Source organism: Microbacterium sp. ZW3a (assembly GCF_057167165.1).
The window spans coordinates 1,745,497-1,768,425 of the sequence record NZ_CM169903.1 but is presented as its reverse complement, the minus strand read 5'-3'; the positions used below and the strand labels follow the sequence as shown (position 1 = coordinate 1,768,425).

Annotated in this window: 24 protein-coding genes and 1 tRNA gene; 16 read left to right on the top strand and 9 right to left on the bottom strand. The window is 70.1% G+C overall.

The genetic code is table 11. The features are described 5' to 3' along the window. Positions 1–4: 4 nt before the first annotated feature. Positions 5–274 (top strand): HPr family phosphocarrier protein, encoded by a 270-nt coding sequence (locus tag ACU6WY_RS08385; RefSeq protein ID WP_063257512.1) that lies wholly within the window; start codon positions 5–7, stop codon positions 272–274. A gap of 522 nt (positions 275–796) precedes the next feature. On the opposite strand, the gene ACU6WY_RS08380 is transcribed toward ACU6WY_RS08385, so the two are convergent. After that, the gene (locus tag ACU6WY_RS08380) at positions 797–1,435 is read right to left on the bottom strand and encodes an MBL fold metallo-hydrolase (protein WP_483819216.1); all 639 of its coding nucleotides are present in this window, start codon (positions 1,433–1,435) and stop codon (positions 797–799) included. A 194-nt stretch (positions 1,436–1,629) separates the two neighbouring features. On the opposite strand from ACU6WY_RS08380, the gene ACU6WY_RS08375 reads away from it, so the two are divergent. Next, a tRNA-Glu gene (locus ACU6WY_RS08375) sits at positions 1,630–1,705 on the top strand. A 119-nt stretch (positions 1,706–1,824) separates the two neighbouring features. Here the strand turns inward: ACU6WY_RS08375 and ACU6WY_RS08370 are convergent. After that, complete coding sequence (locus ACU6WY_RS08370) at positions 1,825–2,895, bottom strand: DUF4349 domain-containing protein (protein WP_483819215.1); 1,071 nt, start codon at positions 2,893–2,895, stop codon at positions 1,825–1,827. Further along, positions 2,892–3,446, bottom strand: a complete 555-nt coding sequence (locus tag ACU6WY_RS08365) for an RNA polymerase sigma factor (protein WP_483819214.1) — start codon at positions 3,444–3,446, stop codon at positions 2,892–2,894. Before ACU6WY_RS08365 ends, ACU6WY_RS08370 begins: the two co-directional genes overlap by 4 nt. Positions 3,447–3,594: 148 nt before the next feature. On the opposite strand from ACU6WY_RS08365, the gene ACU6WY_RS08360 reads away from it, so the two are divergent. Continuing rightward, positions 3,595–4,587, top strand: coding sequence for a TerC family protein (locus ACU6WY_RS08360; RefSeq protein ID WP_483819213.1), 993 nt, complete (start codon positions 3,595–3,597; stop codon positions 4,585–4,587). Positions 4,588–4,593: 6 nt separating this feature from the next. Here the strand turns inward: ACU6WY_RS08360 and ACU6WY_RS08355 are convergent, their stop codons facing one another. Beyond that, positions 4,594–5,907, bottom strand: a complete 1,314-nt coding sequence (locus ACU6WY_RS08355) for an LLM class flavin-dependent oxidoreductase (RefSeq protein WP_483819212.1) — start codon at positions 5,905–5,907, stop codon at positions 4,594–4,596. Further along, the gene (locus ACU6WY_RS08350) at positions 5,904–7,253 is read right to left on the bottom strand and encodes an O-acetylhomoserine aminocarboxypropyltransferase/cysteine synthase family protein (RefSeq protein ID WP_483819211.1); all 1,350 of its coding nucleotides are present in this window, start codon (positions 7,251–7,253) and stop codon (positions 5,904–5,906) included. Before ACU6WY_RS08350 ends, ACU6WY_RS08355 begins: the two co-directional genes overlap by 4 nt. 229 nt (positions 7,254–7,482) lie before the next feature. On the opposite strand from ACU6WY_RS08350, the gene leuC reads away from it, so the two are divergent. The 6 genes from leuC to ACU6WY_RS08320 all read left to right on the top strand — a co-directional run bounded on the left by leuC (position 7,483) and on the right by ACU6WY_RS08320 (position 13,853). Next, a complete protein-coding gene (gene leuC, locus ACU6WY_RS08345; RefSeq protein ID WP_483819210.1) occupies positions 7,483–8,964 on the top strand; it encodes a 3-isopropylmalate dehydratase large subunit in 1,482 nt (493 codons plus the stop codon). 1 nt (position 8,965) lies between these two features. Further along, a complete protein-coding gene (gene leuD, locus ACU6WY_RS08340; protein ID WP_483819209.1) occupies positions 8,966–9,562 on the top strand; it encodes a 3-isopropylmalate dehydratase small subunit in 597 nt (198 codons plus the stop codon). A gap of 63 nt (positions 9,563–9,625) precedes the next feature. After that, on the top strand, positions 9,626–10,999 hold the full coding sequence (gene murA, locus ACU6WY_RS08335) for a UDP-N-acetylglucosamine 1-carboxyvinyltransferase (RefSeq protein ID WP_483819208.1): 1,374 nt from the start codon (positions 9,626–9,628) through the stop codon (positions 10,997–10,999). Positions 11,000–11,055: 56 nt separating this feature from the next. After that, complete coding sequence (locus ACU6WY_RS08330; protein WP_483821882.1) at positions 11,056–11,742, top strand: lysophospholipid acyltransferase family protein; 687 nt, start codon at positions 11,056–11,058, stop codon at positions 11,740–11,742. Then, positions 11,732–12,868, top strand: a complete 1,137-nt coding sequence (locus ACU6WY_RS08325) for an NAD(P)H-dependent glycerol-3-phosphate dehydrogenase (protein WP_483819207.1) — start codon at positions 11,732–11,734, stop codon at positions 12,866–12,868. The genes ACU6WY_RS08330 and ACU6WY_RS08325 overlap by 11 nt, the downstream gene beginning before the upstream one ends. Further along, complete coding sequence (locus ACU6WY_RS08320) at positions 12,768–13,853, top strand: D-alanine--D-alanine ligase family protein (protein ID WP_483819206.1); 1,086 nt, start codon at positions 12,768–12,770, stop codon at positions 13,851–13,853. Before ACU6WY_RS08325 ends, ACU6WY_RS08320 begins: the two co-directional genes overlap by 101 nt. A 16-nt stretch (positions 13,854–13,869) precedes the next feature. Here the strand turns inward: ACU6WY_RS08320 and ACU6WY_RS08315 are convergent, their stop codons facing one another. Continuing rightward, on the bottom strand, positions 13,870–14,379 hold the full coding sequence (locus tag ACU6WY_RS08315) for a DUF3515 family protein (RefSeq protein WP_483819205.1): 510 nt from the start codon (positions 14,377–14,379) through the stop codon (positions 13,870–13,872). A 25-nt stretch (positions 14,380–14,404) separates the two neighbouring features. On the opposite strand from ACU6WY_RS08315, the gene thiL reads away from it, so the two are divergent. Continuing rightward, the gene (thiL, locus tag ACU6WY_RS08310) at positions 14,405–15,397 is read left to right on the top strand and encodes a thiamine-phosphate kinase (RefSeq protein ID WP_483819204.1); all 993 of its coding nucleotides are present in this window, start codon (positions 14,405–14,407) and stop codon (positions 15,395–15,397) included. A gap of 31 nt (positions 15,398–15,428) precedes the next feature. On the opposite strand, the gene rsmD is transcribed toward thiL, so the two are convergent. Further along, the gene (gene rsmD, locus ACU6WY_RS08305) at positions 15,429–15,992 is read right to left on the bottom strand and encodes a 16S rRNA (guanine(966)-N(2))-methyltransferase RsmD (protein ID WP_483819203.1); all 564 of its coding nucleotides are present in this window, start codon (positions 15,990–15,992) and stop codon (positions 15,429–15,431) included. Positions 15,993–16,041: 49 nt separating this feature from the next. Between rsmD and ACU6WY_RS08300 the strand changes: the two genes are divergently transcribed. From ACU6WY_RS08300 to mutM, 6 genes are all read left to right on the top strand, one after another. Next, positions 16,042–18,204 (top strand): ATP-dependent DNA helicase RecG, encoded by a 2,163-nt coding sequence (locus tag ACU6WY_RS08300; protein WP_483819202.1) that lies wholly within the window; start codon positions 16,042–16,044, stop codon positions 18,202–18,204. Positions 18,205–18,220: 16 nt separating this feature from the next. Continuing rightward, a complete protein-coding gene (gene coaD, locus ACU6WY_RS08295) occupies positions 18,221–18,718 on the top strand; it encodes a pantetheine-phosphate adenylyltransferase (protein WP_138174342.1) in 498 nt (165 codons plus the stop codon). Between the two features lie 126 nt (positions 18,719–18,844). Further along, entirely contained in the window at positions 18,845–19,339 is a 495-nt protein-coding gene (locus tag ACU6WY_RS08290; RefSeq protein WP_483821881.1) for a YceD family protein, read from the top strand. 2 nt (positions 19,340–19,341) lie between these two features. Then, positions 19,342–19,551, top strand: coding sequence for a 50S ribosomal protein L32 (gene rpmF / locus ACU6WY_RS08285; protein WP_013586329.1), 210 nt, complete (start codon positions 19,342–19,344; stop codon positions 19,549–19,551). A 19-nt stretch (positions 19,552–19,570) separates the two neighbouring features. After that, positions 19,571–20,242: a ribonuclease III gene (gene rnc / locus ACU6WY_RS08280; protein ID WP_483821880.1), complete on the top strand. Its 672-nt coding sequence runs from the start codon at positions 19,571–19,573 to the stop codon at positions 20,240–20,242. Beyond that, entirely contained in the window at positions 20,235–21,125 is an 891-nt protein-coding gene (mutM, locus tag ACU6WY_RS08275) for a bifunctional DNA-formamidopyrimidine glycosylase/DNA-(apurinic or apyrimidinic site) lyase (protein WP_483819201.1), read from the top strand. The genes rnc and mutM overlap by 8 nt, the downstream gene beginning before the upstream one ends. A gap of 20 nt (positions 21,126–21,145) precedes the next feature. Here the strand turns inward: mutM and ACU6WY_RS08270 are convergent, their stop codons facing one another. Together ACU6WY_RS08270 and ACU6WY_RS08265 are read right to left on the bottom strand one after the other, a co-directional pair. Continuing rightward, a complete protein-coding gene (locus tag ACU6WY_RS08270) occupies positions 21,146–22,228 on the bottom strand; it encodes an N-acetyltransferase family protein (RefSeq protein WP_483819200.1) in 1,083 nt (360 codons plus the stop codon). 71 nt (positions 22,229–22,299) lie between these two features. Next, positions 22,300–22,581: a hypothetical protein gene (locus tag ACU6WY_RS08265; protein ID WP_483819199.1), complete on the bottom strand. Its 282-nt coding sequence runs from the start codon at positions 22,579–22,581 to the stop codon at positions 22,300–22,302. Between the last annotated feature and the right edge of the window lie 348 nt (positions 22,582–22,929).

The following is a 22,929-nucleotide window of genomic DNA, read 5'->3' as shown; positions in this document are numbered from 1 at the left end:
CACCATGGCAGAACGTCAGGCCACCATCGCCAGCAGCTCGGGCCTCCACGCTCGTCCCGCGAAGCTCTTCGTGCAGGCCGTGCAGGAGAAGAAGGTCCCCGTCACGATCTCGGCTGCAGGCGGCCCCGACCTCAACGCCGGCAGCATCCTCTCGCTCATGGGTCTGGGCGCCGGTCACGGCACCGTCGTGACGCTCAAGGCCGAGGGTGAGGGCGCCGAGCAGGCGCTCGACGAGCTCGTCGCCCTGCTCGAGACCGATCTCGACGCGCAGTAAGCAGCTCTCTCAGAGAACACCGGATGCCACGGGCCCCAGGGCTCGTGGCATCCGGTGTTCTGCGTGTGGGGGTGGCGCAACTCCTGCGGTGACCCGGCCGCGCGGGTGCTGGGGGGTGGCGCGGACCGTTTCTGCCGGAGTTGTGCGGGTCAGGGCTGGTGGCCTGGGGGCCTCCGGTGTTCTGCGTGTGGGGTGGCGCAACTCCTGCGGTGACCCGGCCGCGCGGGTGCTGGAGGGTGGCGCGGACTGTTTCTGCCGGAGTTGTGCGGGTCAGGGCTGGTGGCCTGGGGTGGTGGCATCCGGTGTTCTGCGTGTGGGGGTGGCACAACTCCTGCGGTGACCCGGCCGCGCGGGTGACGGAGGGCCGCACGAGCCGGTTCTGCCGGAGTTGTGCGGCTCTGGGCTGGTGGCCTGGGGTGGTGGCATCCGGTGTGCTCGTGTGGGGTGGCACAACTCCTGCGGTGACCCGGCCGCGCGGGTGACGGAGGGCCGCACGAGCCGGTTCTGCCGGAGTTGTGGGGGTCAGACCTCGGTCGAGTCGCCGGGGCGCAGGTCGACGAACGAGCCGCCGTTCTGCTCGACGGCCCAGGTGAGGCGGGCGTCGCCCATCTGCTTTCCGGCCACCGAGAGAGTCATGTCGTGCGTGGCGAACGCGCGCGCGGGCTTGACCGCCAGCACGAAGTCCATCGCCTCGGAGATCTTGAGCCACGGCGCGCCGACGGGGGCCGCGAGGAGCGCCACGTCCGCCCCCTTGGGCACGGCGTACGAGTCGCCGGGGTAGTAGAGCGCGTCGTTCACGAGCACGCCGACGTTGTCGATGACGGGGATCGACTCGTGGATGACCGCGTGCTTTCCGCCGAAGAACTCGAGGTGGAAGGGGCCGAGGTCGAGGGTGTCACCGGGGTTCACCGGAATGATGTCGAAGCCCGCCGCGGCCTTCTGCACGCCCTCGGGTCCGTAGATCGGCGCGCCCGGGTACGCCTTCTGCAGGCGGCTGAGGTGCTCGGGCGTCCAGTGGTCGGGATGCTCGTGCGTGACGACGACGCCGACGAGGCCCGTGAGGTCGTCGAGCGGTGACGTGAAGCTGCCCGGGTCGATGACGAGCGTGTGCCCGGAATCGGTGAGAACGAGGGTGGCGTGTTCGTGTTTGGTGACCTGCATGGTGTCGAGTCAACTCCGCGGCGGGGGAGCCTGCAAGGCGTCGACGGCGCGGTGAGCGCGCGGTAGTGGAGATGGGGGTTCCCCCCACGCGCCGCGCGCGGTACGGTGGGCGGGACACGCCCGGGCTGCGAGTCATTCGTGGCCCGATTTGTCGTGCGCGGCATCCGTAGTGCATACTTGAACGGTTGCGACGCGGCCCCATCGTATAGCGGCCTAGTACGCCGCCCTCTCACGGCGGTAACGCGGGTTCGAATCCCGCTGGGGTCACCAACAGAGAAAGAGCCTCGACCGAATGGTCGGGGCTCTTTCTCTTTCTCGGCGCGCGCCCACGCACGCGGCGTACACGGAATCGGATGCCGTAAGCGCCGGCATCCGATTCCGTGAGGCGATCAGACCTCGCTGTTCGAGCGGCGGCGCCGGATCAGCCGCCGCACACCCCACACGATCGCGAACGCCACCGCGCCCACGGCGATCCACGGGAGCAGGAACCCGAGCCCGATCACGAGGCCGTTCAGCGTCGCGACAAGTCCGTTCCATCCGGCCACGAGACCATCGCCGAAGCCGGCGGGGTCGGCGGCGACGGTCTGCGAACGTTCGGTCAGCTGCACGCTGAGCGACGACATCGCCACCTGCGACTCGATCGACTGCAGCACCTGCCGGTCGGAGTCCAGCTGCGCCTGACGCTCGGCGAGCGCGGATTCGGCGGCGATGAGGTCGGCCACGGATCCCGCCTGCGCCATGAGCTCGGTGAGACGGGCGACGGATGCCTCGCCGGCGGCGACGCGCGCGCGCAGATCGACCGTCTGCTCGGTGACATCGGAACGGGAGACGCTCGTGGCGGTGACGTCACCGATGGAGGACAGGCCGTCCATGACCGAGGCGAGCGCCTCGGCGGGTACGCGGACCGTGATCCACGCGGAGGAGACCGCGGCGCTCTCGGACATCGGCCCCGCGATCGGAACGAAGCCCATCCCGCCGCCGACCTGCGACGACTCGACGTAGCCGCCGGCGGTGGTTGCGGCATCCGACACCCGGTCGATCGCGGCGCGGACGTCGTCGACCTCGACCGTGCTGGAGCCCGTCGCGACGATCTCTCGACTCGCGTCCGTGGCGGCGCTCGACGAGTCCGCTGCGCCGCCCGCGGCGCTTTCGGGCAGGACCTGCCCGCTCATGTCGCGCGCTCCGTCGGGGGCCTCGCCGGTGATCACCGGGGGAGCCTCTGCGCTTTCGGCCTCGGCGGCGCCCACGATGAACGACCCGGATGTGCCGCTCGGTGTCGTGAGCGCGGGACCGATCACGGCGGCGACGACGAGGACGGCCGCGGCGGCGCCGATCCCGCCCCAGGTCGCGCGCCGGCGCCGACGGCGCGTGTCGCGCTCGTGGGCGATGCGGGTGAAGACGGCGTTCTCGATGGCATCCAGGCGGTCGTCGTTGAGAGGGGGGAGGGTGGGGGTGGTCATGGGGTCTCCGTCTCCATCGCGGTGGCGCGCACCCGGGAACGGATGCGGGAGAGTCGGTTGCGCACGGTGCCGTGCGAGACGCCCAATTCCTCGGCGGCCGCTTGGTATCCGTAGCCTTCGGCGGCGCACAGCCGGAAGATCTCGCGGTCGAGCTCGCCCAGGCCGGCGACTTCGGCCAGGATCGCCGTCACCGTTTCGGCCTCGACGACCTGCTTCTCGATGTCGACGGCGGCCGGCAGCTCCGCGTCGAGCGGGGCGTGGGCGCCGTGGCGTCGGCGAGCGCGCAGGCGATTCTGCGCCTGAAGCCGACAGACCGTGGCAAGCCAGGGGAGCAGGGACGCCCCCTCGAGCCGCAGCTTCGGGATCTTCCGCCAGGCGACGACGAACGTCTCCTGCACGACGTCCTCGGCGTCGGCCGTGTCGCTCACAAGGCCGACGGCGATCCAGTACACCGCGCGGGCGTAAGCCCGGTACAGCGTCCGGAAGGCCGCCTCCGACCCGGCGGCGGCGCGCGCGACGAGCGCCCTGTCGTCGATCACGTCGTCGGTCATGGCATCCGTTCCCTCGAATCCGGCAGAGGCCGTGCGAGCACTCTCTCACTGAGGAGTGTCCGCTCGCGCGGGATCGTCTCACGGTCGCCCGGGACCGGAGCGCGCGGTGCTCGATAGACTTCAGCGTTCCCCACGACGAAAGGCCCCCATGGAGCTGCAGCTCGACCCGGTGTTCCAGACGGTATCCCTCGTGGTGCTGGTGCTGATCCTCGCCGCCGATCTGCTCATCATCCTCAAGCGCCCGCACATCCCTTCGGCGAAAGAATCGACGCTGTGGGTGGTGTTCTACGTCACCCTCGCGCTGATCTTCGCGGGCGTGCTGTGGATCGCGGCCGGGGGAGAGGTCGCGGGGCAGTTCGTGGCCGGATGGCTCACCGAGTACAGCCTGTCGGTCGACAACCTGTTCGTCTTCGTGCTGATCATGGGTCAGTTCGCCGTCCCGCGCCGCTACCAGCAGGAAGTGCTGATGGTGGGCATCATCATCGCCCTGGTGCTGCGCGGGAGCTTCATCCTCGTCGGGGCGACGATCATCGAGAACTTCAGCCCGATCTTCTACGTGTTCGGCGCGTTCCTCATCTACACCGCGATTCGACAGGCCTTCCCCGGCGCCGACAACGACGACGAGCCCGCGCGGGAGAACCTCGTCGTGCGCACGCTGCGCCGCGTGCTGCCGATGAGCGAGTCGTACGACGGCAAGAAGGTGCTGACCCGGGTCGACGGCAAGCGCGTGTTCACGCCCATGATCATCGTGTTCGCCGCGATCGGTGTGACCGACCTGCTCTTCGCGATCGACTCGATCCCGGCGATCTTCGGCATCACGCAGAGCCCGTTCATCGTGTTCACCGCGAACATCTTCGCGCTCATGGGGCTCCGCCAGCTGTACTTCCTGCTGGGCGATCTGCTCGAGCGTCTGCGGTTCCTGCACTACGGCATCGCGTTCATCCTGGCCTTCATCGGCGTCAAGCTCGTGCTGCACGCGATGCACGTCAACGAGCTGCCGTTCCTCAACGGCCGCGAACCGATCGAATGGGCACCGGAGATCTCGACGTGGGTGTCGCTCGCGGTGATCATCGCGTCGATGGCGGTGGCGACGATCGCGAGCCTGACGATTCCGAAGAAGGTCGCCGCCTCGCGCGACTGACTCCGGTCAGAACGCGCGCAGGTTCGCGTGCAGCCCTCCGTCGACGTACTCCTCGCGCAGGATGCCGCGGCGGCGAAGGATCGGCACGAGTTCGTCGAGCATGCGATGCACCGTGACGGGGTGCAGGTCTCCCCACAGGAGCACGCCGTCGTTGCCCCAGTCACCGAGCTCCTCGATGCGGTCGGCGAACTCGTCGGCCGTCCCCACGAAACCCGAGCCGTCGTTCAGCCGTCCGAGCCGGGCGTGAGCGGCGAGGATCGCGCGGAGCGGGGCGTCGGGCTCGTGCGTGCCGACCAGCCGGCGGATGCTCCCCTCCGACATGTGCTCGCCGAAGATCGCGCGGTCGAGCGGCCGGTCGAGATCGAGACCGGTCAGGTCGGTCTCGAGGTCGCTCGACTGCTTACGCGCGATGGTCAGCAACGCGGCGTCGTCGGGGTGCGCGGATGCCGCGACCAGGCGGTCGGCCTCCTCCGGCGATGACACGAGCACCGGCTGGATCGCGAAGAGGACCTTCACGTCGGCGGGGGTGCGCCCGGCGGCCTCCGCGGCGGCGTGGATGCGTCCGCGATAGGCGCGAATGCTCTGTTCGTTCAGAGGAGCCAGAGCCAGCTGCACGTCGGAGTTGTGCCCCGCGAAGGCGAGTCCGCGCCCCGATCCGCCGGGCGAGACGATGGCCGGCTCGCCGTCGGTGAACGGCACGGCGTTCAGGGGGCCGTCGAACTCGAAGTAGTCGCCGCGGTGCTGCGTGGCATCCAGCTTCGTCCCGTCGGCGTACACGCCCGACTCCTCGTCGGCCACGAGCGCTCCGTCACCCCAGCTGCGCCAGAGATCCCGGATGCCGCTGAGCCACTCCTCGGCCCGGTCGTAGGCCGCGTCGTGCCCGAGCTGCGGGGCCGTGGAGAAATGCCGTGCGCTTCCGGTGTCGGTCACCACGTTCAGCCCCAGGCGGTGTCCGCTGAGGTGCTGGAGGGTCGCGAACTGCCGGGCCGCGGTGTACGGGAGGGACGCCGCGGGGTTGACCGTCGGGACGACGCCGAGGTGCCGTGTGGCGGCGAAGAGGTACGGCGCCAGCAGAAGCGGGTCGTGCTTGGGTCCGCCGAAGGCATGCCGGACGCGGAGGTCGATGGTCTCGGCGCTCCCGAGAGAGGGGGCGTCCTCGATGATGAGCAGGTCGAATCCCGCCTGCTCGAGCGTGCGCGCGGAGTCCTGGTAGAGACCGGGCTCGGTCCACCGGTGGTTCCACCGGAGGTACGGGTGCCCCCAGCCGTGCGGGCCGAAGCCGCGGGCGAGGAACCACCCGAAGTGCTGCAGGCGGCTCACAGGACCACGACCTCTCGCACGACGTCCTGCTCGGCGGCATCCGTCTCGCTGGCCGAGGGGAGGGATGCCAGTGCCTCCAGCGCCTGGCGCAGATCGGCGAGGAGGTCGTCGAGGTCTTCGATACCGATCGACAGGCGTACCGTGCCGGGGAAGACTCCCGCGCGTTCGCGCTCGGGCACCGTGCGACCGGCGTGGCTCGTGCTCTGCGGGTGCAGTACGAGCGAGCGCACGTCGCCGAGGTGCGTCATGTGGGTGATGAGGCGCACCGACTCGACCACGTGACGCGCGGCTTCGAGGCCGCCGCGGAGGGTCACGGTGAACACCGACCCGCTGCCCCGCGTGAGGTAGCGACGCCCGAGCTCGTGGTGGGGATGCGAGGGGAGCCCCACGTAGTCGACGCGCTCGACCTCGGGGTGGTCGGCGAGCCAGCGGGCCACCGCCAGGGCATTGGCCGACTGGCGCTCGACGCGCAGGCTCAGCGTTTCCACGCCCTGGCCGATGAGGAAGGCGTTCAGCGGCGATGGCGAGGGACCGAACCGCGGGGCGACGCTCTCGCGCAAATAAGCGCCGCGGGCACGCGGACCGTGCTTCTCGGCGTAGCTGGGTCCACCGAGGCGGTCGGTCTCGACGAGGTGCGGAAACCGGTGCCCCGAAGCGGCCGCGTCGAAGCGGCCGTCGTCGACGATCACGCCGCCGAGCACCGCGCCCTGCCCGGCGAGGAACTTGCTCGCCGAATGCACCACGACAGCTGCCCCGTGCTCGATCGGGCGCAGCAGGTACGGCGTGGTGAACGTGCTGTCGACGACCAGGGGGATGCCGTGCTCTCGGCCGATCGCGGCAACGGCGGCGATGTCGAGCACATCGTTGCGGGCGTTCGAGAGCGTCTCAGCGAACAGGGCCTTGGTGCGCGGCGTGATCGCTGCCCGCCACGCGCCGAGGTCGTCGGTGTCGACGAACGTCGTCTCGATGCCGAGGCGCGCGAGGTTGTCGAGGAGCAGACCGCGCGTTCCCTCGTAGATGTGGTCCGACACGACGAGGTGGTCGCCCGCCCCCGCCAGTCCGAGGAGGGCCACCGTCACGGCCGCCTGGCCGCTCGAAACGAGGATCGCCTGATCGCCGCCCTCGAGAGAGGCCAGCCGCTCCTCCACCGCCTGCACGGTCGGGTTTCCGGTGCGGGTGTAGCCGAAGCCGCTGCCGGTTCCGAAGTGCGCCGCGGACTCGCCGAGGTCGGAGAAGGTGAAGCCGGCCGTGAGGTAGATCGGCGTCGCTCGCGGCGACGCGGGGGCAGCGGAGCTGCCCACGTGCACCTGACGGGTCGAGAACCCGGTGTCTGTCTGCGCGCCCATGCGGCACTCTCCTTCCAGCGGCGGTGGCGACAGGCTCGCACGCGCACCGTGCGCCAGCCCAAACGTGCGGCGCCGTGTTACGCGAGGGCTCCGTGGCCCGGTGGTATCGTTGCGGCATGCGGATCGCAGGCCTCCTCCTTAGCGGCCGCGACGAGACCTTGTTCTAGGCCTTTCTCGTCGCGGAGTTCGTCGCGGGCCTCACATCCCCTCCGAGGAGAACCCACATCCCATGAGCACGACATCGATCGACGGCATCCACATTCCCGATCGCCCCCGCACCCTGGCCGAGAAGGTCTGGGACGACCACCTGGTCGTCAAGGGCGAGAACGGTCAGCCCGACCTGATCTACATCGACCTGCACCTGGTGCACGAGGTCACCAGCCCCCAGGCTTTCGATGGTCTGCGGGCCGAGGGTCGGCCGGTTCGCCGTCTCGACCTGACCATCGCGACCGAGGACCACAACACCCCGACGCTCGACATCGACAAGCCGATCGCCGACCTCACCAGTCGTACCCAGATCGAGACGCTGCGCCGCAACGCCGACGAGTTCGGCGTGCGCATCCACTCGCTGGGCGACAAAGAGCAGGGGATCGTGCACGTGGTCGGCCCGCAGCTGGGGCTGACCATGCCCGGCATCACGGTGGTCTGCGGAGACTCGCACACCTCCACGCACGGCGCGTTCGGCGCGATGGCCTTCGGTATCGGCACGAGCGAGGTCGAGCACGTACTCGCCACGCAGACGCTGCCGCTCAAACCGTTCAAGACCATGGCGATCACGGTCGAGGGCGACCTCAAGCCCGGTGTCACCGCGAAAGACATCATCCTCGCGATCATCGCCAAGATCGGCGCGAACGGCGGCCAGGGCTACGTGCTCGAATTCCGCGGCAGCGCGATCCGCTCCCTCTCGATGGAGGGACGCATGACGATGTGCAACATGTCGATCGAAGCGGGCGCCCGTGCCGGCATGATCGCCCCCGACGAGACGACGTTCGCGTACGTCAAAGACAAGCCGCACGCCCCGCAGGGGCAGGACTGGGACGACGCGGTCGCCTACTGGCGCACCCTCCCGAGCGACGAGGGCGCCGTCTACGACGCCGAGGTCTTCCTCGATGCCGCCGAGCTCGAGCCCTTCGTGACCTGGGGCACGAACCCCGGCCAGGGCGTGTCGCTGTCGGATGTCGTGCCGACCCCGGCCGAGATCACCGACCTGAACGAGCGCGCCGCCGCCGAACGGGCCCTGGAGTACATGGACCTCGCCGCCGGAACCCCGATGAAAGACATCCCGGTCGATGCGGTCTTCATGGGTTCGTGCACGAACAGCCGCATCGAAGACCTGAGGGCCTTCGCCTCGGTGATCGAGGGTCGCACGAAGGCCGAGAACGTGCGCGTGATGGTCGTGCCGGGGTCGGCTCGGGTGCGCCTGGAGGCCGAGGCCGAGGGGCTCGACAAGGTGTTCATCGCATTCGGTGCCGAGTGGCGCTTCGCGGGGTGCTCGATGTGCCTGGGCATGAACCCCGACCAGCTCGCGCCGGGCGAGCGCTGCGCGTCGACGTCGAACCGCAACTTCGAGGGGCGCCAGGGCAAGGGCGGGCGCACGCACCTCGTCTCGCCGCTCGTCGCCGCCGCCACCGCGGTGCGCGGGACGCTCTCGAGCCCCGCCGACCTCGAACCGCTGCCGGCAGAGACCGTTTCGACCGGGGCGGAGGCCTGACATGGAGAAGTTCACCACGCACACCGGTATCGTCGCGCCGCTGAAGCGCTCGGCGGTCGACACCGACCAGATCATCCCCGCCGTGTACCTCAAGCGCGTCACCAAGACCGGATTCGACGACGCCCTGTTCGCCAACTGGCGCCAAGACCCGGAGTTCGTCCTCAACCAGGACGCGTTCCGCGCGGCATCCATCCTCGTCGCTGGCCCCGATTTCGGCACCGGCTCCAGCCGCGAGCACGCCGTGTGGGCGCTGCGCGACTACGGGTTCCAGGTCGTGCTGAGCCCCAAGTTCGCCGACATCTTCCGCGGCAACTCGGGCAAGCAGGGCCTGGTGACGGGCGTCATCACCGAAGACGACCTGGAGCGCATCTGGGCCGCCGTCGACGCGCAGCCCGGCGTCGAAATGACCGTCGACCTGGATGCCAAGACCGCCACGCTCGGCGACCTCCGAGTCTCGTTCGAGATCGACGATTACACTAGGTGGCGGCTTCTCGAAGGGCTCGACGACATCGGGCTCACGCTGCGCGACGAAAACAAGATCGCTCAGTTCGAGGCGCGCCGCGAGGCATGGCGGCCGCGGACCCTTCCGGTCCGGTGAGCCCGATCGACCCGATCGGGTCGATCTGCCGCCCCTCGTCCACGAAGTGAGGTCCACCCCCCTATGAGCACACTCGTCACCGATTCCGGAGACCAGATCCCCGGACAGCCGGACTGGGACGCGGCCGAGACCCTGACGATCCGCGGCGGACGCCCGCTGCGCGGCGAGGTCGAGGTCAAGGGGGCCAAGAACCTCGTGACCAAGGCGATGGTCGCCGCGCTCCTGGGCGACACGACGAGCATCCTTCGCGACGTGCCGATGATCAGCGACGTCAAGGTTGTGCGTTCGCTCCTCGAGGTGCACGGCGTCACCGTGACCGAGGGCGAGGAAGAGGGCACCCTCCACCTCGACCCGTCGGGCGCCGTCGCCGCGCACTTCGAAGAGATCGACGCGCACGCGGGGGCCTCGCGTATCCCGATCCTCTTCTGCGGCCCGCTCCTGCATCTGCTCGGCGAGGCGCTCATCCCCGACCTCGGCGGATGCCGTATCGGCAATCGTCCGATCAACTTCCACATGGACGCGCTGCGCGCCTTCGGCGCGGTCGTCGACAAGAGCTACGAGGGCATCCGTATCACCGCCCCCAACGGGCTGCACGGCGCGAACATCACGCTGCCGTACCCGAGCGTCGGTGCGACCGAGCAGGTGCTGCTCACCGCGGTGCGCGCGAAGGGCGTGACCGAGCTGCGCAACGCCGCGATCGAACCCGAGATCATGGATCTCATCGCCGTCCTGCAGAAGATGGGCGCGATCATCTCGTACGAGCCCAACCGCGTCATCTTCATCGAGGGCGTCGACCGACTCGTCGGGTACGACCACCGCGCGATCTTCGACCGCAACGAGGCCGCCTCGTGGGCGTGCGCGGCGCTGGCGACCGACGGTGAGATCTTCGCCAAGGGCGCCCGCCAGCAAGACATGCTGACCTTCCTCAACGTCTTCCGTAAGGCCGGTGGCTGGTTCGACGTCCGTGAAGACGGCATCCTGTTCCGTCGCGGGGGAGACCTCAAGCCCGTCATGGTCGAAACCGACGTGCACCCCGGCTTCATGACCGACTGGCAGCAGCCGCTCATCGTCGCGCTCACGCAGGCGCACGGCACGTCCACGGTGCACGAGACGGTCTACGAGAATCGGCTCGGATTCACCGCCGCCTTGAACAAGATGGGCGCCGACATCGTCGTGCACCCCCAGGGACTCGAGAGCCCCGACCGTCGTGTGCCGCGTCGCGACCTCGAGCAGGCCGCGGTCATCAACGGTCCCACGCCGCTGCACGGGGCCGATGTCGAGGTTCCCGACCTCCGCGGGGGCTACAGCTACGTCATCGCCGCGCTGGCGGCCGAGGGCGAGTCGACCGTGCGCAACATCGGCATCATCCGCCGCGGGTACGAGAAGTTCCTCGAGAAGCTGACCGCTCTCGACGCCGACTTCGACGTCGTGGGCTGAGCGTGGCCGTCTCGCCCGAGAAGAGCCGTCCGAGCGCCTTCTGGCCGCTGGCGGCGATGGTCATCCCGTTGGTGGGGCTGTTCGCCCGCCTCGAGGTGCGCGGTGCCGAGAATCTGCCGCGCGCGGGAGCGTACGTGCTCGCCCCGAACCACAACTCGGAATTCGATCCGTTGATCGTGGCCGTCGCGGTGTGGCGGTCGGGGCGCGCCCCGCGGTTCATGGCCAAAGAGAGTCTCTTTCACGTTCCGGTGCTCGGTGCGGCGCTGCGGGCCACCGGCATGGTTCCGGTGCCCCGCTCGTCGTCGAGCGCCAGCCAATCGATGAAGGCCGCGCAGCAGATCGCGTCGGACGGGCGCGGGGTGATCGTGTACCCCGAGGGCACGCTCACGCGCGACCCCGAGCTGTGGCCGATGCGCGGCAAGACCGGCGCGGTGCGGTTGTCGCTGGCCGGCGACCTTCCGCTCATCCCGATGGCGCAGTGGGGTGTGCAAGAGATCCTGCCGCGGTACGGCAAGCTGCGCTTCCCGCGGCGATCGCGGGTCGTGGTCGAGTTCGGCGCGCCGCTCGACCTTTCCGCCCTCGGCGCGACGGCCTCGCACCCGGCGACGCTCACCCGGGCCACCGACGCGCTCATGGCACGCATCGCCGCCATGCTCTCCGGGCTTCGGGGTCTGCCGGCCCCGGCCGAGCGCTGGAACCCGGCGCAGCACGGGCAGAACGAAACGGGCCGCCTTGAGTCGTAAGAGCGAAGCCCCCGGACCCAAGGTTGCCGTCGTCGGTGCGGGCAGCTGGGGCACGACGTTCGGCAAGATCCTCGCCGACGGCGGGGCCTCGGTCGTCATGTGGGCGCGGCGGCCCGAGCTCGCGGCCGAGATCACCGAGTCCAAGCGCAACAGCCGCTACCTCCCGGGCATCAACCTGCCCCGCACCATGACCGCGACGACCGACCTGGCCGAGGCGCTGCGCGGCGCCGAGCAGATCTACCTCTCGGTCCCGAGTCAGTCCCTGCGCGAGAACCTCGCCGCGATCGCGCCCCTCGTGGCCGATACCGACGTTCCCCTCGTCTCGCTCATGAAGGGCGTCGAGAAGAGCTCGGGCCTGCGGATGAGCCAGGTCATCGAGCAGGTGCTGCAGTGCGATCCGCAGCGCATCGCGGTGGCATCCGGCCCGAACCTCGCTCTCGAGATCGCCCGGGAACAGCCGACGGCGGCCGTCATCAGCTCGCTGAGCCCCGAGACGGCCGAGGCCGTGGCCCGGCGGGCGCGCAACCGGTACTTCCGGTCGTTCGTCAACACCGACGTGATCGGAACCGAGTTCGGCGGCGTGCTGAAGAACCTCATCGCGGTCGCCATCGGCATCGTCGACGGCGTCGGGTACGGCGAGAACACCAAGGCCTCGATCATCACGCGCGGCCTCGTCGAGATGACGGACTTCGCGGTGGCCCAGGGCGCGCAGCCCGAGACGCTCCAGGGGCTCGCCGGCCTCGGCGACCTCATCGCCACGTGCCAGTCGCCGCTCAGTCGCAACAACACCGCCGGGCGCTTGCTCGGCCAGGGCTACGGCTATCAGGACGTGGTCAAACAGATGCAGCAGACCGCCGAGGGGCTGGCATCCGTCGCTCCCGTACTGCAGCTCGCGCGGGAGGTCGGCGTCGACATGCCGATCGTGCGCCAGGTGAAGATGGTGCTCGACGGCACCATGGACCCGCGGGATATCGCGCCGCATCTCACGACCGACGACGACCAGCCGCAGGGCGAGAGGACGCAGAATGACCAGACCGGCGGTGGTGGTGCTCTTCGGAGGGCGCTCCAGCGAGCATTCGATCAGTTCCGCCACGGCGGGCGGGGTGCTGCGGGCGATCGATCGTGAGCGCTTCCGTGTGATCCCGGTCGGGATCACGCGTGAGGGCGCGTTCGTGCTCGAAGACGACGATCCCGACAAGTTCGCGCTGCGCCCCGAGGCGCTGCCCGAGGTGCGCGACAACGGCACGCGCGTGCGCCTGCCGGAGTCAACGCAGAGCCGCGAGTGGACGGTCGTGGATGCCGAGGGCGCACGCTCCCTCGGCGAGGTCGATGTCGTGCTGCCCATCCTGCACGGTCGCTTCGGCGAGGACGGCACCATCCAGGGGCTCCTGGAACTCCTCGGCATCCCGTACGCGGGCGGCGGTGTGCTCATGTCGGCGATCGGCATGAACAAGAACGTCACCAAGCGCGTGCTGCGGTCGGCGGGTGTCCCCGTGGTGCCCTGGGTGGCCGTGACGCGCGCCGACCTCGCGCGCGACCGCGATCTGTGGGAGCGTCGCATCCGCGCCCTCGACCTGCCGGTGTTCGTGAAGCCGAACGAGGCGGGGTCGAGCGTCGGGGTGACGAAGGTTTCGCGCTGGGAAGACCTGGATGCCGCCCTCGAGACGGCGTTTGCCGAGGATCGACTCGCGCTCGTGGAGCAGGCGATCGTCGGGCGTGAGCTCGAGTGCGGCGTGCTTCCCGGGCGCGACGGAGGACCGGTGCGCGTGAGCGTGGCGGGGGAGATCGTCGTGACGGGCCGGGAGTTCTACGACTTCGAGGCGAAGTACCTCGATGCCCCGGGAGTCGACCTCGTCTGCCCCGCCGTCCTGCGCGACGGCGAGCTCGCCGAGATGCAGCGCATCGCCGCCCAGGCCTTCGAGGCACTCGGGGGCGAGGGGCTCGCACGCGTGGACTTCTTCTACACCGGCACCGAGTTCTACGTGAACGAGGTCAACACCATGCCGGGCTTCACGCCGATCTCGATGTTCCCCACGTGCTGGATCGCCTCGGGACTGACGTACCCCGAGCTCATCAGCGACCTCCTCGACGCCGCACTCGACCCGGCCTGACGCCGGCGGCGGAGGGTTACGGGGTAGGCGCCGGGGAGGGCGTGGCCTGCAGGTCGGAGGCCGACGTGCACACCGACCCGGTGGCCGGCAGGTAGTCGCGGATGAGCGGGGCGAGAGCCTGCGCCACGTCGGCGCTGCTCGCCTCGGCATAGTCGAGGTACACCTGCACGGCGGGCTCTCGCCCGAACGTGGTGAGGGTGTAGCGATTCTCGGCGGCCTGCGACTCGTCGACGAGCCAGTCCACGCCGTCGAACGGACGACAGGGGAGAGTCGACGGCCCGGGTGCCTCGAGGCCGCAGGTGAGCAGGATGTTCGCGGGCGTTCCCCACGCGGCTGTCGCCTGCGCGTCGGTCCAGCGCCGCTCCTGCCCGGAGATCGACTGCGGCAGGCGCGAGATGACCTGCGCGCACGCCGGGTCGTTCGCCTCCGCGGCGGGCTGCATCGCCACGGTCGCGCTGCAGGCCGCGAGGCCCGGCAGCAGAGCGAGGACAGCGATCAGCGCGGCGGGGCGGAGGGAGCGGGGCACCCCTCCAGGCTAATAGCGTGGGAGGGTGACCGACGCCGAGACCACCGTGGGAGACCTGTCCGAGGGGCAGGTGCTGCGCGGCATCCTGGACCGCCTTCCCGCCTCGACCGCGCTCGTGGGGCCCGGTGACGACGCCGCGGTGCTGGCGATCCCCGACGGGCGGGTGGTGGCCACGACCGACACGCTCGTGCACGGCCCCGACTTTCGCCTGGCGTGGTCGTCGGCGGTCGACCTCGGATTCAAGTCGGCCGCGGTCAACCTCGCCGATGTCGCCGCGATGGGCGCCCGCCCGATCGCGCTGCTGGTCGCCCTGGCCATGCCCGACGACACGCCGGTCTCGTTCGTGCGCGGGCTCGCGGAGGGGCTGGCTCAGGCGTGTGCGGAACTCGCGCCCGGCTGCGCCGTCGAGGGCGGCGACCTCACCGTCTCCGACACCTTGACGATCGCCGTCACCGCTCTCGGCAGCCTCGACGGTCGTGCGCCCGTGCGCCGGTCGGGGGCCCGCCCCGGCGACACGGTGCACGTCATCGGTGATCTCGGGGTCGCCGCGCGGGGGCTCGACGTGCTGTTCGGACGATTCACGGATGCCACGGGTGCACCGCTGCCGGTGACCACGGCGGCACGGGCGGCGCTGGATGCCGAGGACGCCCACGCCCTCGAGCGGCAGTTGCGCCCGCGCCCGCCGATCGCCGCCGCCCTGCGCGCGGCCGACGAGGGCGCCACCGCGATGATGGACATCTCGGACGGTCTGGCGTTGGACGCCGGACGCCTCGCGGAGGCGTCGGGAGTGACGATCGACTTCGATTCGGCGGCGCTCGGAGACGATCCGGTTCGCGCGCTCGGCGGGGGAGAGGACCACGGTTTCCTCGTCACCGTGCCCGCGGATGCCGACGGGCCGGGCCGGAGAGTGGGAACCGTCCGAGAGCGCGGGGAGGCGACTGTGCTCGTCGACGGGCGTGCGTGGACCGGCCGCTCCGGGTGGGATCCCTACCGCGACTGGGACGCCGGGCGGGGCTGAGGCGCGGCGCCGGTCCCCGGCGCGGCGCGCGTCACGCGGGCGGGCGTCCCCACCACAGGGTCGTGTCGCCGTACGTGCGGTCGCGCTCGGCTTCGAGTCCCGCGGCGGCCCAGTCGGGGGCGGCCGATCTCTTCGCGCGTTCCACGATCACGGCGGCATCCGCGCTCAGCCGTGGAGCGAGGGCGGCGAGCACCCGGGCGATCTCGTCGTCGGTCACGTCGTAGGGCGGGTCGATGAAGACGAGGTCCCAGTCCGTCGTCGAGGTTTCGAGGTAGGTCGAGGCGTTGGCACGGTGCACGCGCGCGGTGGCGGTGACGCCGGCGCTCCGCAGACGATCGGCGTTCTTGCGGATGAGGGCGGATGCCGGGGCCGACAGCTCCACGAGGTCAGCGGAGGCCGCGCCGCGGCTGAGACTCTCGAGCCCCAGCGCACCCGAGCCGGCGTAGAGGTCGAGCACGCGGGCGCCCGCGATGAGGTCGGCCGAGTCGAGCGCGCCGAAGAGCGACTCCCGCACGCGGTCGCTGGTGGGGCGCGTGCCCTTGGCGGGGACGTCGAGGACCGTGCCGCCGGCGCGGCCGGAGATGATGCGGGTCACCGTCTCACCCTACAAACACGGTGTCGGAGGGCGTGCCTAGACTCGGAGCATGCCCGGACTCTCTCTGTCGTCACGACTCGACGGAGCCGTGGGCGGCAAGACGGCCGCCGCGTTCGAGCGTGCGTTCGGCATGAAGACGGTCGGTGAGCTCCTCGAGCACTACCCGCGGCGCTACGCCAAGCGCGGCGAGCTGACGCCGATCGCGTTCCTCCCGCTGGGTGAGCCGGTGACGATCGTCGCCGAGGTGGTCAGTGCCACCGAGCGCCGCATGCAGAACCGCCGCGGTTCGCTCCTCGAGGTGATCATCAGCGACGGCGACGGCCGCATGTCGCTGACCTTCTTCAACCAGTCGTGGCGTCTGAAAGACCTCACGCCCGGTCGTCGCGGCATCTTCTCGGGCAAGGTGGGCGAGTACCGGCGTCAGACGCAGCTGACCCACCCCGACTACGAGCTGTTCGACGAGCTGGCCGAGGCCCGGGCCGAGGCCGAGGTCAACGCGAAACGACCCATTCCGATCTACCCGGCCACCAGCAGCGTGCCGAGCACTCTCGTGCAGAAGACCATCTCGCTCGTACTCGACGCCCTCGGCGATGTCGACGATCCGCTCCCCGAGCCGGTGCGCACCGCGCGCGGTCTCCTCGGCGCCCGGGCGGCGCTCGAGCACATCCACCGGCCCTACCACGACGACGAGATCCCTCCCGCGGTCGAGACGCTCCGCATGCAGGAGGCGTTCGTGCTGCAAACTGCGCTGCTGCAGCAACGGCAGTTCGTGCGGGCGCTGTCGGCGACCAAGCGCCCCGCGGCCCCCGGTGGCCTGCTCGAGCGATTCGACGCGGCCCTGCCGTTCGCGCTCACGCCCGACCAAGAGAGCGTGGGTGCGCAGGTCGCCGCCGACCTCGTCGGCGACTGGCCCATGAATCGGCTCGTGCAGGGCGAGGTCGGCTCCGGTAAGACGCTGGTCGCGCTGCGGGCCATGCTGCAGGTCGCCGAGTCGGGTGGGCAGTCGGCGCTCATCGCCCCGACCGAGGTGCTGGCCGCGCAGCACGTGCGCTCGATCGCCCGCATGCTGGGGCCCGACCTCGCGCCCGAGCTCATGCCGACCCTGCTCACGGGTCAGCTTCCCGCGGCAGAGAGGCGCCGTGCGGCTCTGCGGGTCGCGTCGGGCCAGGCCCGGATCGTCGTGGGCACACACGCCCTCCTGAGCGCCACGACCACGTTCGCCGACCTCGGGTTCGTCGTCGTCGACGAGCAGCACCGATTCGGGGTCGATCAGCGCGAGGCCCTGCGAGCCAAGGGTGACTCTCCGCACACGCTCGTGCTGACGGCCACCCCGATTCCGCGCACGGTGGCCATGACGGTGTTCGGCGACCTCGATGTATCGACCATTCGCACCATGCCGGCCGGTCGCGCCGGCATCCAGACCTTCGTCGCCCCGCTCGCCGAGAAGCCCGGGTGGTTCGCCCGGGTCTGGGATCGTGTGGCCGAAGAGGTGGCGCAGACGCGGCAGGCATTCGTCGTGTGCGCGGCGATCGATGCCGAGAAGCTCACCTCCGACGAGGTGGGTGATGAGCCCGCCGAGGGCGCCGCCGACACCCGCACCCGCTGGGGCGTGGTGCAGGTCGCGGCGTTGCTGGAGACGCTCCCGTCGTTCGCCGACATCCGTGTCGAGATCCTGCACGGCAAGATGCACGCCGATGAGAAAGACGCGGTCATGCAGGCGTTCGCGCGCGGCGACATCGACGTCCTCGTGGGGACGACCGTCATCGAGGTCGGCGTCGATGTGCCCAACGCCTCGACCATGGTGATCCTCGAGGCCGACCGCTTCGGCGTCTCCCAGTTGCATCAGCTGCGCGGGCGCGTCGGTCGTGGGGGGATCCCGGGCCTGTGTCTCCTGGTGACCGAGGCTTCCCCGGGGTCGTCGTCGCGCTCGCGGGTCGAGGCGGTCGCCCGCACGCTCGACGGCTTCGAGCTCGCCGAGGTCGACCTCGAGTTGCGGGGCGAGGGCGATGTGCTGGGTGGTGCGCAGTCCGGTGTCCGCTCGTCGCTCCGGCTGCTGCGGGTCGTCACCGACGCCGACCTCATCACCGACGCGCGCGCCGCCGCTGAGAAAATCCTCGCCGACGACCCCGCATTGCTGCGGCATCCGGGTCTCGCTGCCGCTCTGGAACGGCGCGTCGGGGTAGAGGAGCGCGCGGCCCTGGCCAAGTCGTGATCGCTAGGGTGGAGTCATGACCCCCCGGATCGCTGTGGTTCCCGGATCGTTCGACCCCCCGACGTTGGGACACCTCGACGTCATCCGTCGGGCCGCCGAGCTGTTCGACCAGTTGCACGTGCTCGTCGTACACAACCCCGGTAAAGAGGCCATGCTGCCCATCGCGCAACGTCAGGCGCTGCTGGAGCAGTCCATCGCCGACGCCCAGATCGAGGGTGACGTCATCGTCGCCTCGTGGAGCATGGGGCTGTTGGTCGACTACGCCACCGACGTGGGCGCGCGCGTGCTCGTCAAAGGCATCCGGTCGCAGGTCGACGTGGCGTACGAGACGCCCATGGCGATCGTGAATCGCGACCTCGCGCACGTCGAGACCGTGTTCCTGCTGCCCGACCCGTCGCACGCGTTGGTGTCGAGTTCCCTCGTGCGCCAGGTGGCGTCGCTCGGTGGCGACGTCTCGCCGTACGTGCCGCGCGCCGTCGCCCGTTTCCTCGACACCGGGGCGCGCGGCCTCTGACGCCCGACCTCCGCGGCTGCACGGCCCGCGTCCAGGGGCACGCGGGTAGCATGGTCGACCGTGAGAACCCACCGGCCCGGCCCCTTCCAACTCCCCGTGCGCGACATCGAGCGCCACCCGGGAGAGATGCGCGAGCACGAGCTCGACATCCCGACGCCCGAGAAGTGGGGGGAGGGTCTCCTCTCGGTCCCCGCCGACGAGACGCTCGAGATCGACGTGCGACTGGAGTCGGTGCACGAGGGCATCCTCGTCTCCGGCACGGTCGACACCACCGCCACGGGTGTGTGCGGTCGCTGCCTCATCGACATCGAGGAGCCTGTCGAAGTCGAGTTCCAGGAACTTTTCGCGTATCCTGGCAATGAAGCGAACGACTTCGAAGTTCAAGACGACCACGTGGATCTTGAAAATCTGGTTCGGGACGCCATCGTCCTTTCGCTTCCGTTCCAGCCGGTGTGTCAGCCGGACTGCCCCGGGCTCGACCCGAACACGGGTGAGAGGCTGACGGAGAGCGCCGGCGACACGGAGCAGTCGCCTGTCGATCCTCGGTGGGCTGCGCTCCAGCAGTTCACCCCAGACGACGGCGATGCGCTTCGCGCCGCCCCCAAGACAGAGAAGAGCTAGCCATGGCAGGTAACCCCCCGAAGCGGAAGGTCTCCCGCTCGAACACCCGCTCGCGTCGTGCGCAGTGGAAGGCCGAAGCCCCCGCGCTGGTCAAGACCATCGAGAACGGCAAGGTCGTTTACAGCCGCCCCCACCAGGCGAAGGTCGTCACCGACTCGCAGGGCACCGAGCTGTTCCTCGAGTACAAGGGCCGCAAGGTCGCCGACGTCTGATCAACGTCCGGTGACGCGTATTACTGCGCTCAGCGAGAAGCTCGGGGTCGACATCGACCCCGAGCTTCTTTCTCTTGCGCTGACCCATCGTTCGTTCGCCTACGAGAACGGCGGCATCCCGCACAACGAGCGCCTCGAGTTCCTCGGTGACTCGGTGCTCGGTCAGGCCGTCACGGTGCGCCTCTACACGCGGCATCCCGATCTCGACGAGGGCAGTCTCGCCAAGCGGCGGGCGAGCGTCGTGTCGACCGTCGCTCTGGCGGAGGTCGCGCGCGGCATCGGTCTCGGCGATCACGTCCGACTCGGGCGTGGGGAGATCCTCACCGGCGGACGCGACAAGGACTCGATCCTCGCCGACACCATGGAGGCGGTTATCGGCGCGACGTACCTGTCGACCGGGCCGGATGCCGCCACCGCCTTGGTCCTGCGCCTGGTCGAGCCGCTGCTCGCCGATCCCGACCGGTACGGCGCGGCGATGGACCCGAAGACGAGCCTGCAAGAGATCGCCGCACGGCTCTCGCTGGCCGCTCCGGTGTACACCGTCGAGAGCGCCGGGCCCGACCATGATCGCCGCTTCACCGCGACGGTCACCGTCGGCGACCTCGCGACCACGGGTGCTGGGTCGAGCAAGAAGCAGGCCGAGATGGCCGCTGCGCTCACCGCCTGGCGCGAGCTCTCCGCGCGTGCCTGAGCTGCCCGAGGTCGAGGTCGTCCGCGCCGGCCTCGAACCCGCCGTGAGCGGAGCGTTGATCGCGTCCGTCGACGTGCGTGACGAACGCGCGCTCACCCGCCATTCCGGCACCGCGGCGCACTTCGAAGCGGCACTCACCGGCCGGCGGATCGCCGCCGCGGTTCGCCGTGGCAAGTTCCTCTGGATGCCACTGGGCGACGATGACGCGATCGTCACGCACCTCGGGATGAGCGGTCAGATGCTCCTGCGGGTGCCCGGCGCCCCGCCCGAGCGGCACGAGCGTGTGCGCATCGAACTCGAGCACCCCGTGCACGGTCCGTTGTCGGTGGTGTTCGCCGACCAGCGCACGTTCGGTTCGCTCGCGCTCGACGACCTCGTCGACACCCCGGATGCCGCTGCCGGTGGCCGCGGTTCGATGCTCTCGCGCGTGCCCACGCAGGTCGCGCACATCGCCCGCGATCCGCTCGATCCCGCCTTCGACGACGGCGTCTTTCGTCGGCGGCTGTCCCGCACGTCGTCGGGCATCAAGCGCGTGCTCCTCGACCAGACCGTCGCGAGTGGCATCGGCAACATCTACGCCGACGAATCCCTGTGGGCCTCCCGCATCCACCCCGAGACCCCGGCATCCGCTCTTCCGACCCGCGCGGTCAATCGTTTGCTGAGCGAGGTGCGGGCCGTGCTCGAGAAGGCCCTGGCCGAGGGCGGCACGAGCTTCGACGCGCAGTACGTCAACGTCAACGGGCAGGCGGGGTATTTCGCGCATTCGCTGAACGCCTACGGCCGCACGGGGCAGCCGTGCCCGCGGTGCGGTCGGCCGATCGTGCGGGTGTCGTTCATGAACCGCTCGAGTCACTTCTGCCCGAGGTGCCAGCGCGTGCGGTGAGCAGGCGCCGACCCCCTGGCTTACGCCAGCATCTTCTGCCACGCGCCCTCGTACGACGTCGGCACGAAGCCGATCGCCTCGTTGATGGAGAGCATCGGCCGATTCTCTTCGGCGTTGTACGTCATCACGCGGGGAGACTCGGGGACGGCCTCGCGCCACGCGAGCAGTCCCGCGCACTTCACGAGCATGCCCAGGCGGTGTCCGCGATGGGCTGCGACGACCAGGGTGTCCTCCTGTTGGGTCACGGCGCGGCGGTCCTTGCCGATCGAGAGCTCATTGAACGCGGCGAGGTCGCCGGTGTCGACGTGCTGAGCAACGGTCACCAGGATGTGGCGGCCGCCGTCGCGGAAGGTGCGTTCCCAGTCGGCCACGCGGGTGGCATCCCACATCTCCTCGTCGTAGTCGAGGCCGGCCGCCGGGGCGTCGGTGAGCAGGCGTGACTTCATGAAGGCGAAGGAGTCCATGAACTCGGGCGGCGTGGGCAGGGTCCACTGGACGATGCGGTAGCCCGCGGCCGCCTGCTCCGCCTCCGCGAGCAGACGGCGCAGGTGGGGTTCGGCGTCCGTCAGGGCGAGGGAGCTCTGCCGAACGATCTGCTCGAGGCGGTATCCCGACGCGAGGAAGAACCGGGCGGCGTGGTCCAGCGGGATGTGCCCGAAACCCGTCGGTGCATCGAGCTGGGGTCCGTCCGCGGCCGGGTGCTCGGCCCACGATTGGAGCACGGTGCGTCCGTGCGCGCGTGCGGTGCGCTCGATGAGGGCGTACGCGGCGCGTCCGATCCCGCGGCCCCAGACGGAGCGACGCAACTCGATGAACCAGAAGCCCGTTCGGGCACCCTCCTCCTGCGGGAGGTCGAGGCCGACACGGCCCACGACCTCGCCGTCGAGCACGACGATCCACACCAGCCTGCGTTGGGCAGCGGTCGGGCGATAGAGGGGGAGCAGCTCGTCGGCCGGCATCGCGTGATCGTCGTGCCCGGCGATCTCGGCAGAGACGAGGTTGCGCACGCGCGCCATCTCGCGGAAGTCCGCGGCGTCGTCGGAATCGATGGATGCCGGGATGTGGAGGGGCCGCAGCTCGAGGCCGGCCGGTGAAGCGGTCATGTCGGATCTTTCGTGACGAGGATTTCGCACAGCGGGGGGCGGGTGGGACAGGACTGGCCTGCCCCACCCGGTCACAGCAGGTGGCGGAGGGAGATCGCCATCCGCTGCCAGTCGGCTTCGCGCTGTACGCGTTCCTGAGCATTGCGACGGGCCAGGATGGCGGCGTCGGCGGCTTGGGCCGCGCGTCGCGTCGCCTCGTCGGCGCGAGCGGCAGCCCGCACCAACAGCCACAGGCCGAGGCGGAGAGACAGCCGGTCGAGGTGACCGAGACGGCGCTCGGCTGAGGTTTCGACGACCGGGACAGTGAGCGCGGATGCCGCGTGCTGCGGCGCGCGCGGGAGAGAGGTGTTCATTCGGGGCTCCGATGAGGAAGAACGAGCGAAAGAGCCGCGACGGGCGACGGGGCCGGTCGGGCGGAGAGGGTCTCGAAAGACCCGGGAGCGCGGCATCCGAAGTTCGGACGCAGGCGCGGCCGCGAAGACGACAGAGCGTCTCAACGCGGCGAGGTCACCCCTGACGAGCAGGCATGCCGACGGCGGTGATCACTCCCTGCGTAAATGCGGACCGCACGGGGGCGGCGGTGAAGCCGGTGGCGAGAATGCCGGTGGTGTGGCGAACCATGGGGTGACCTCCTTTCGACGTCGGTTGCGACCCATGACGCTAGCGAAGGTGTTCAGTCGATGTCAAGCGAATGCTCAGGA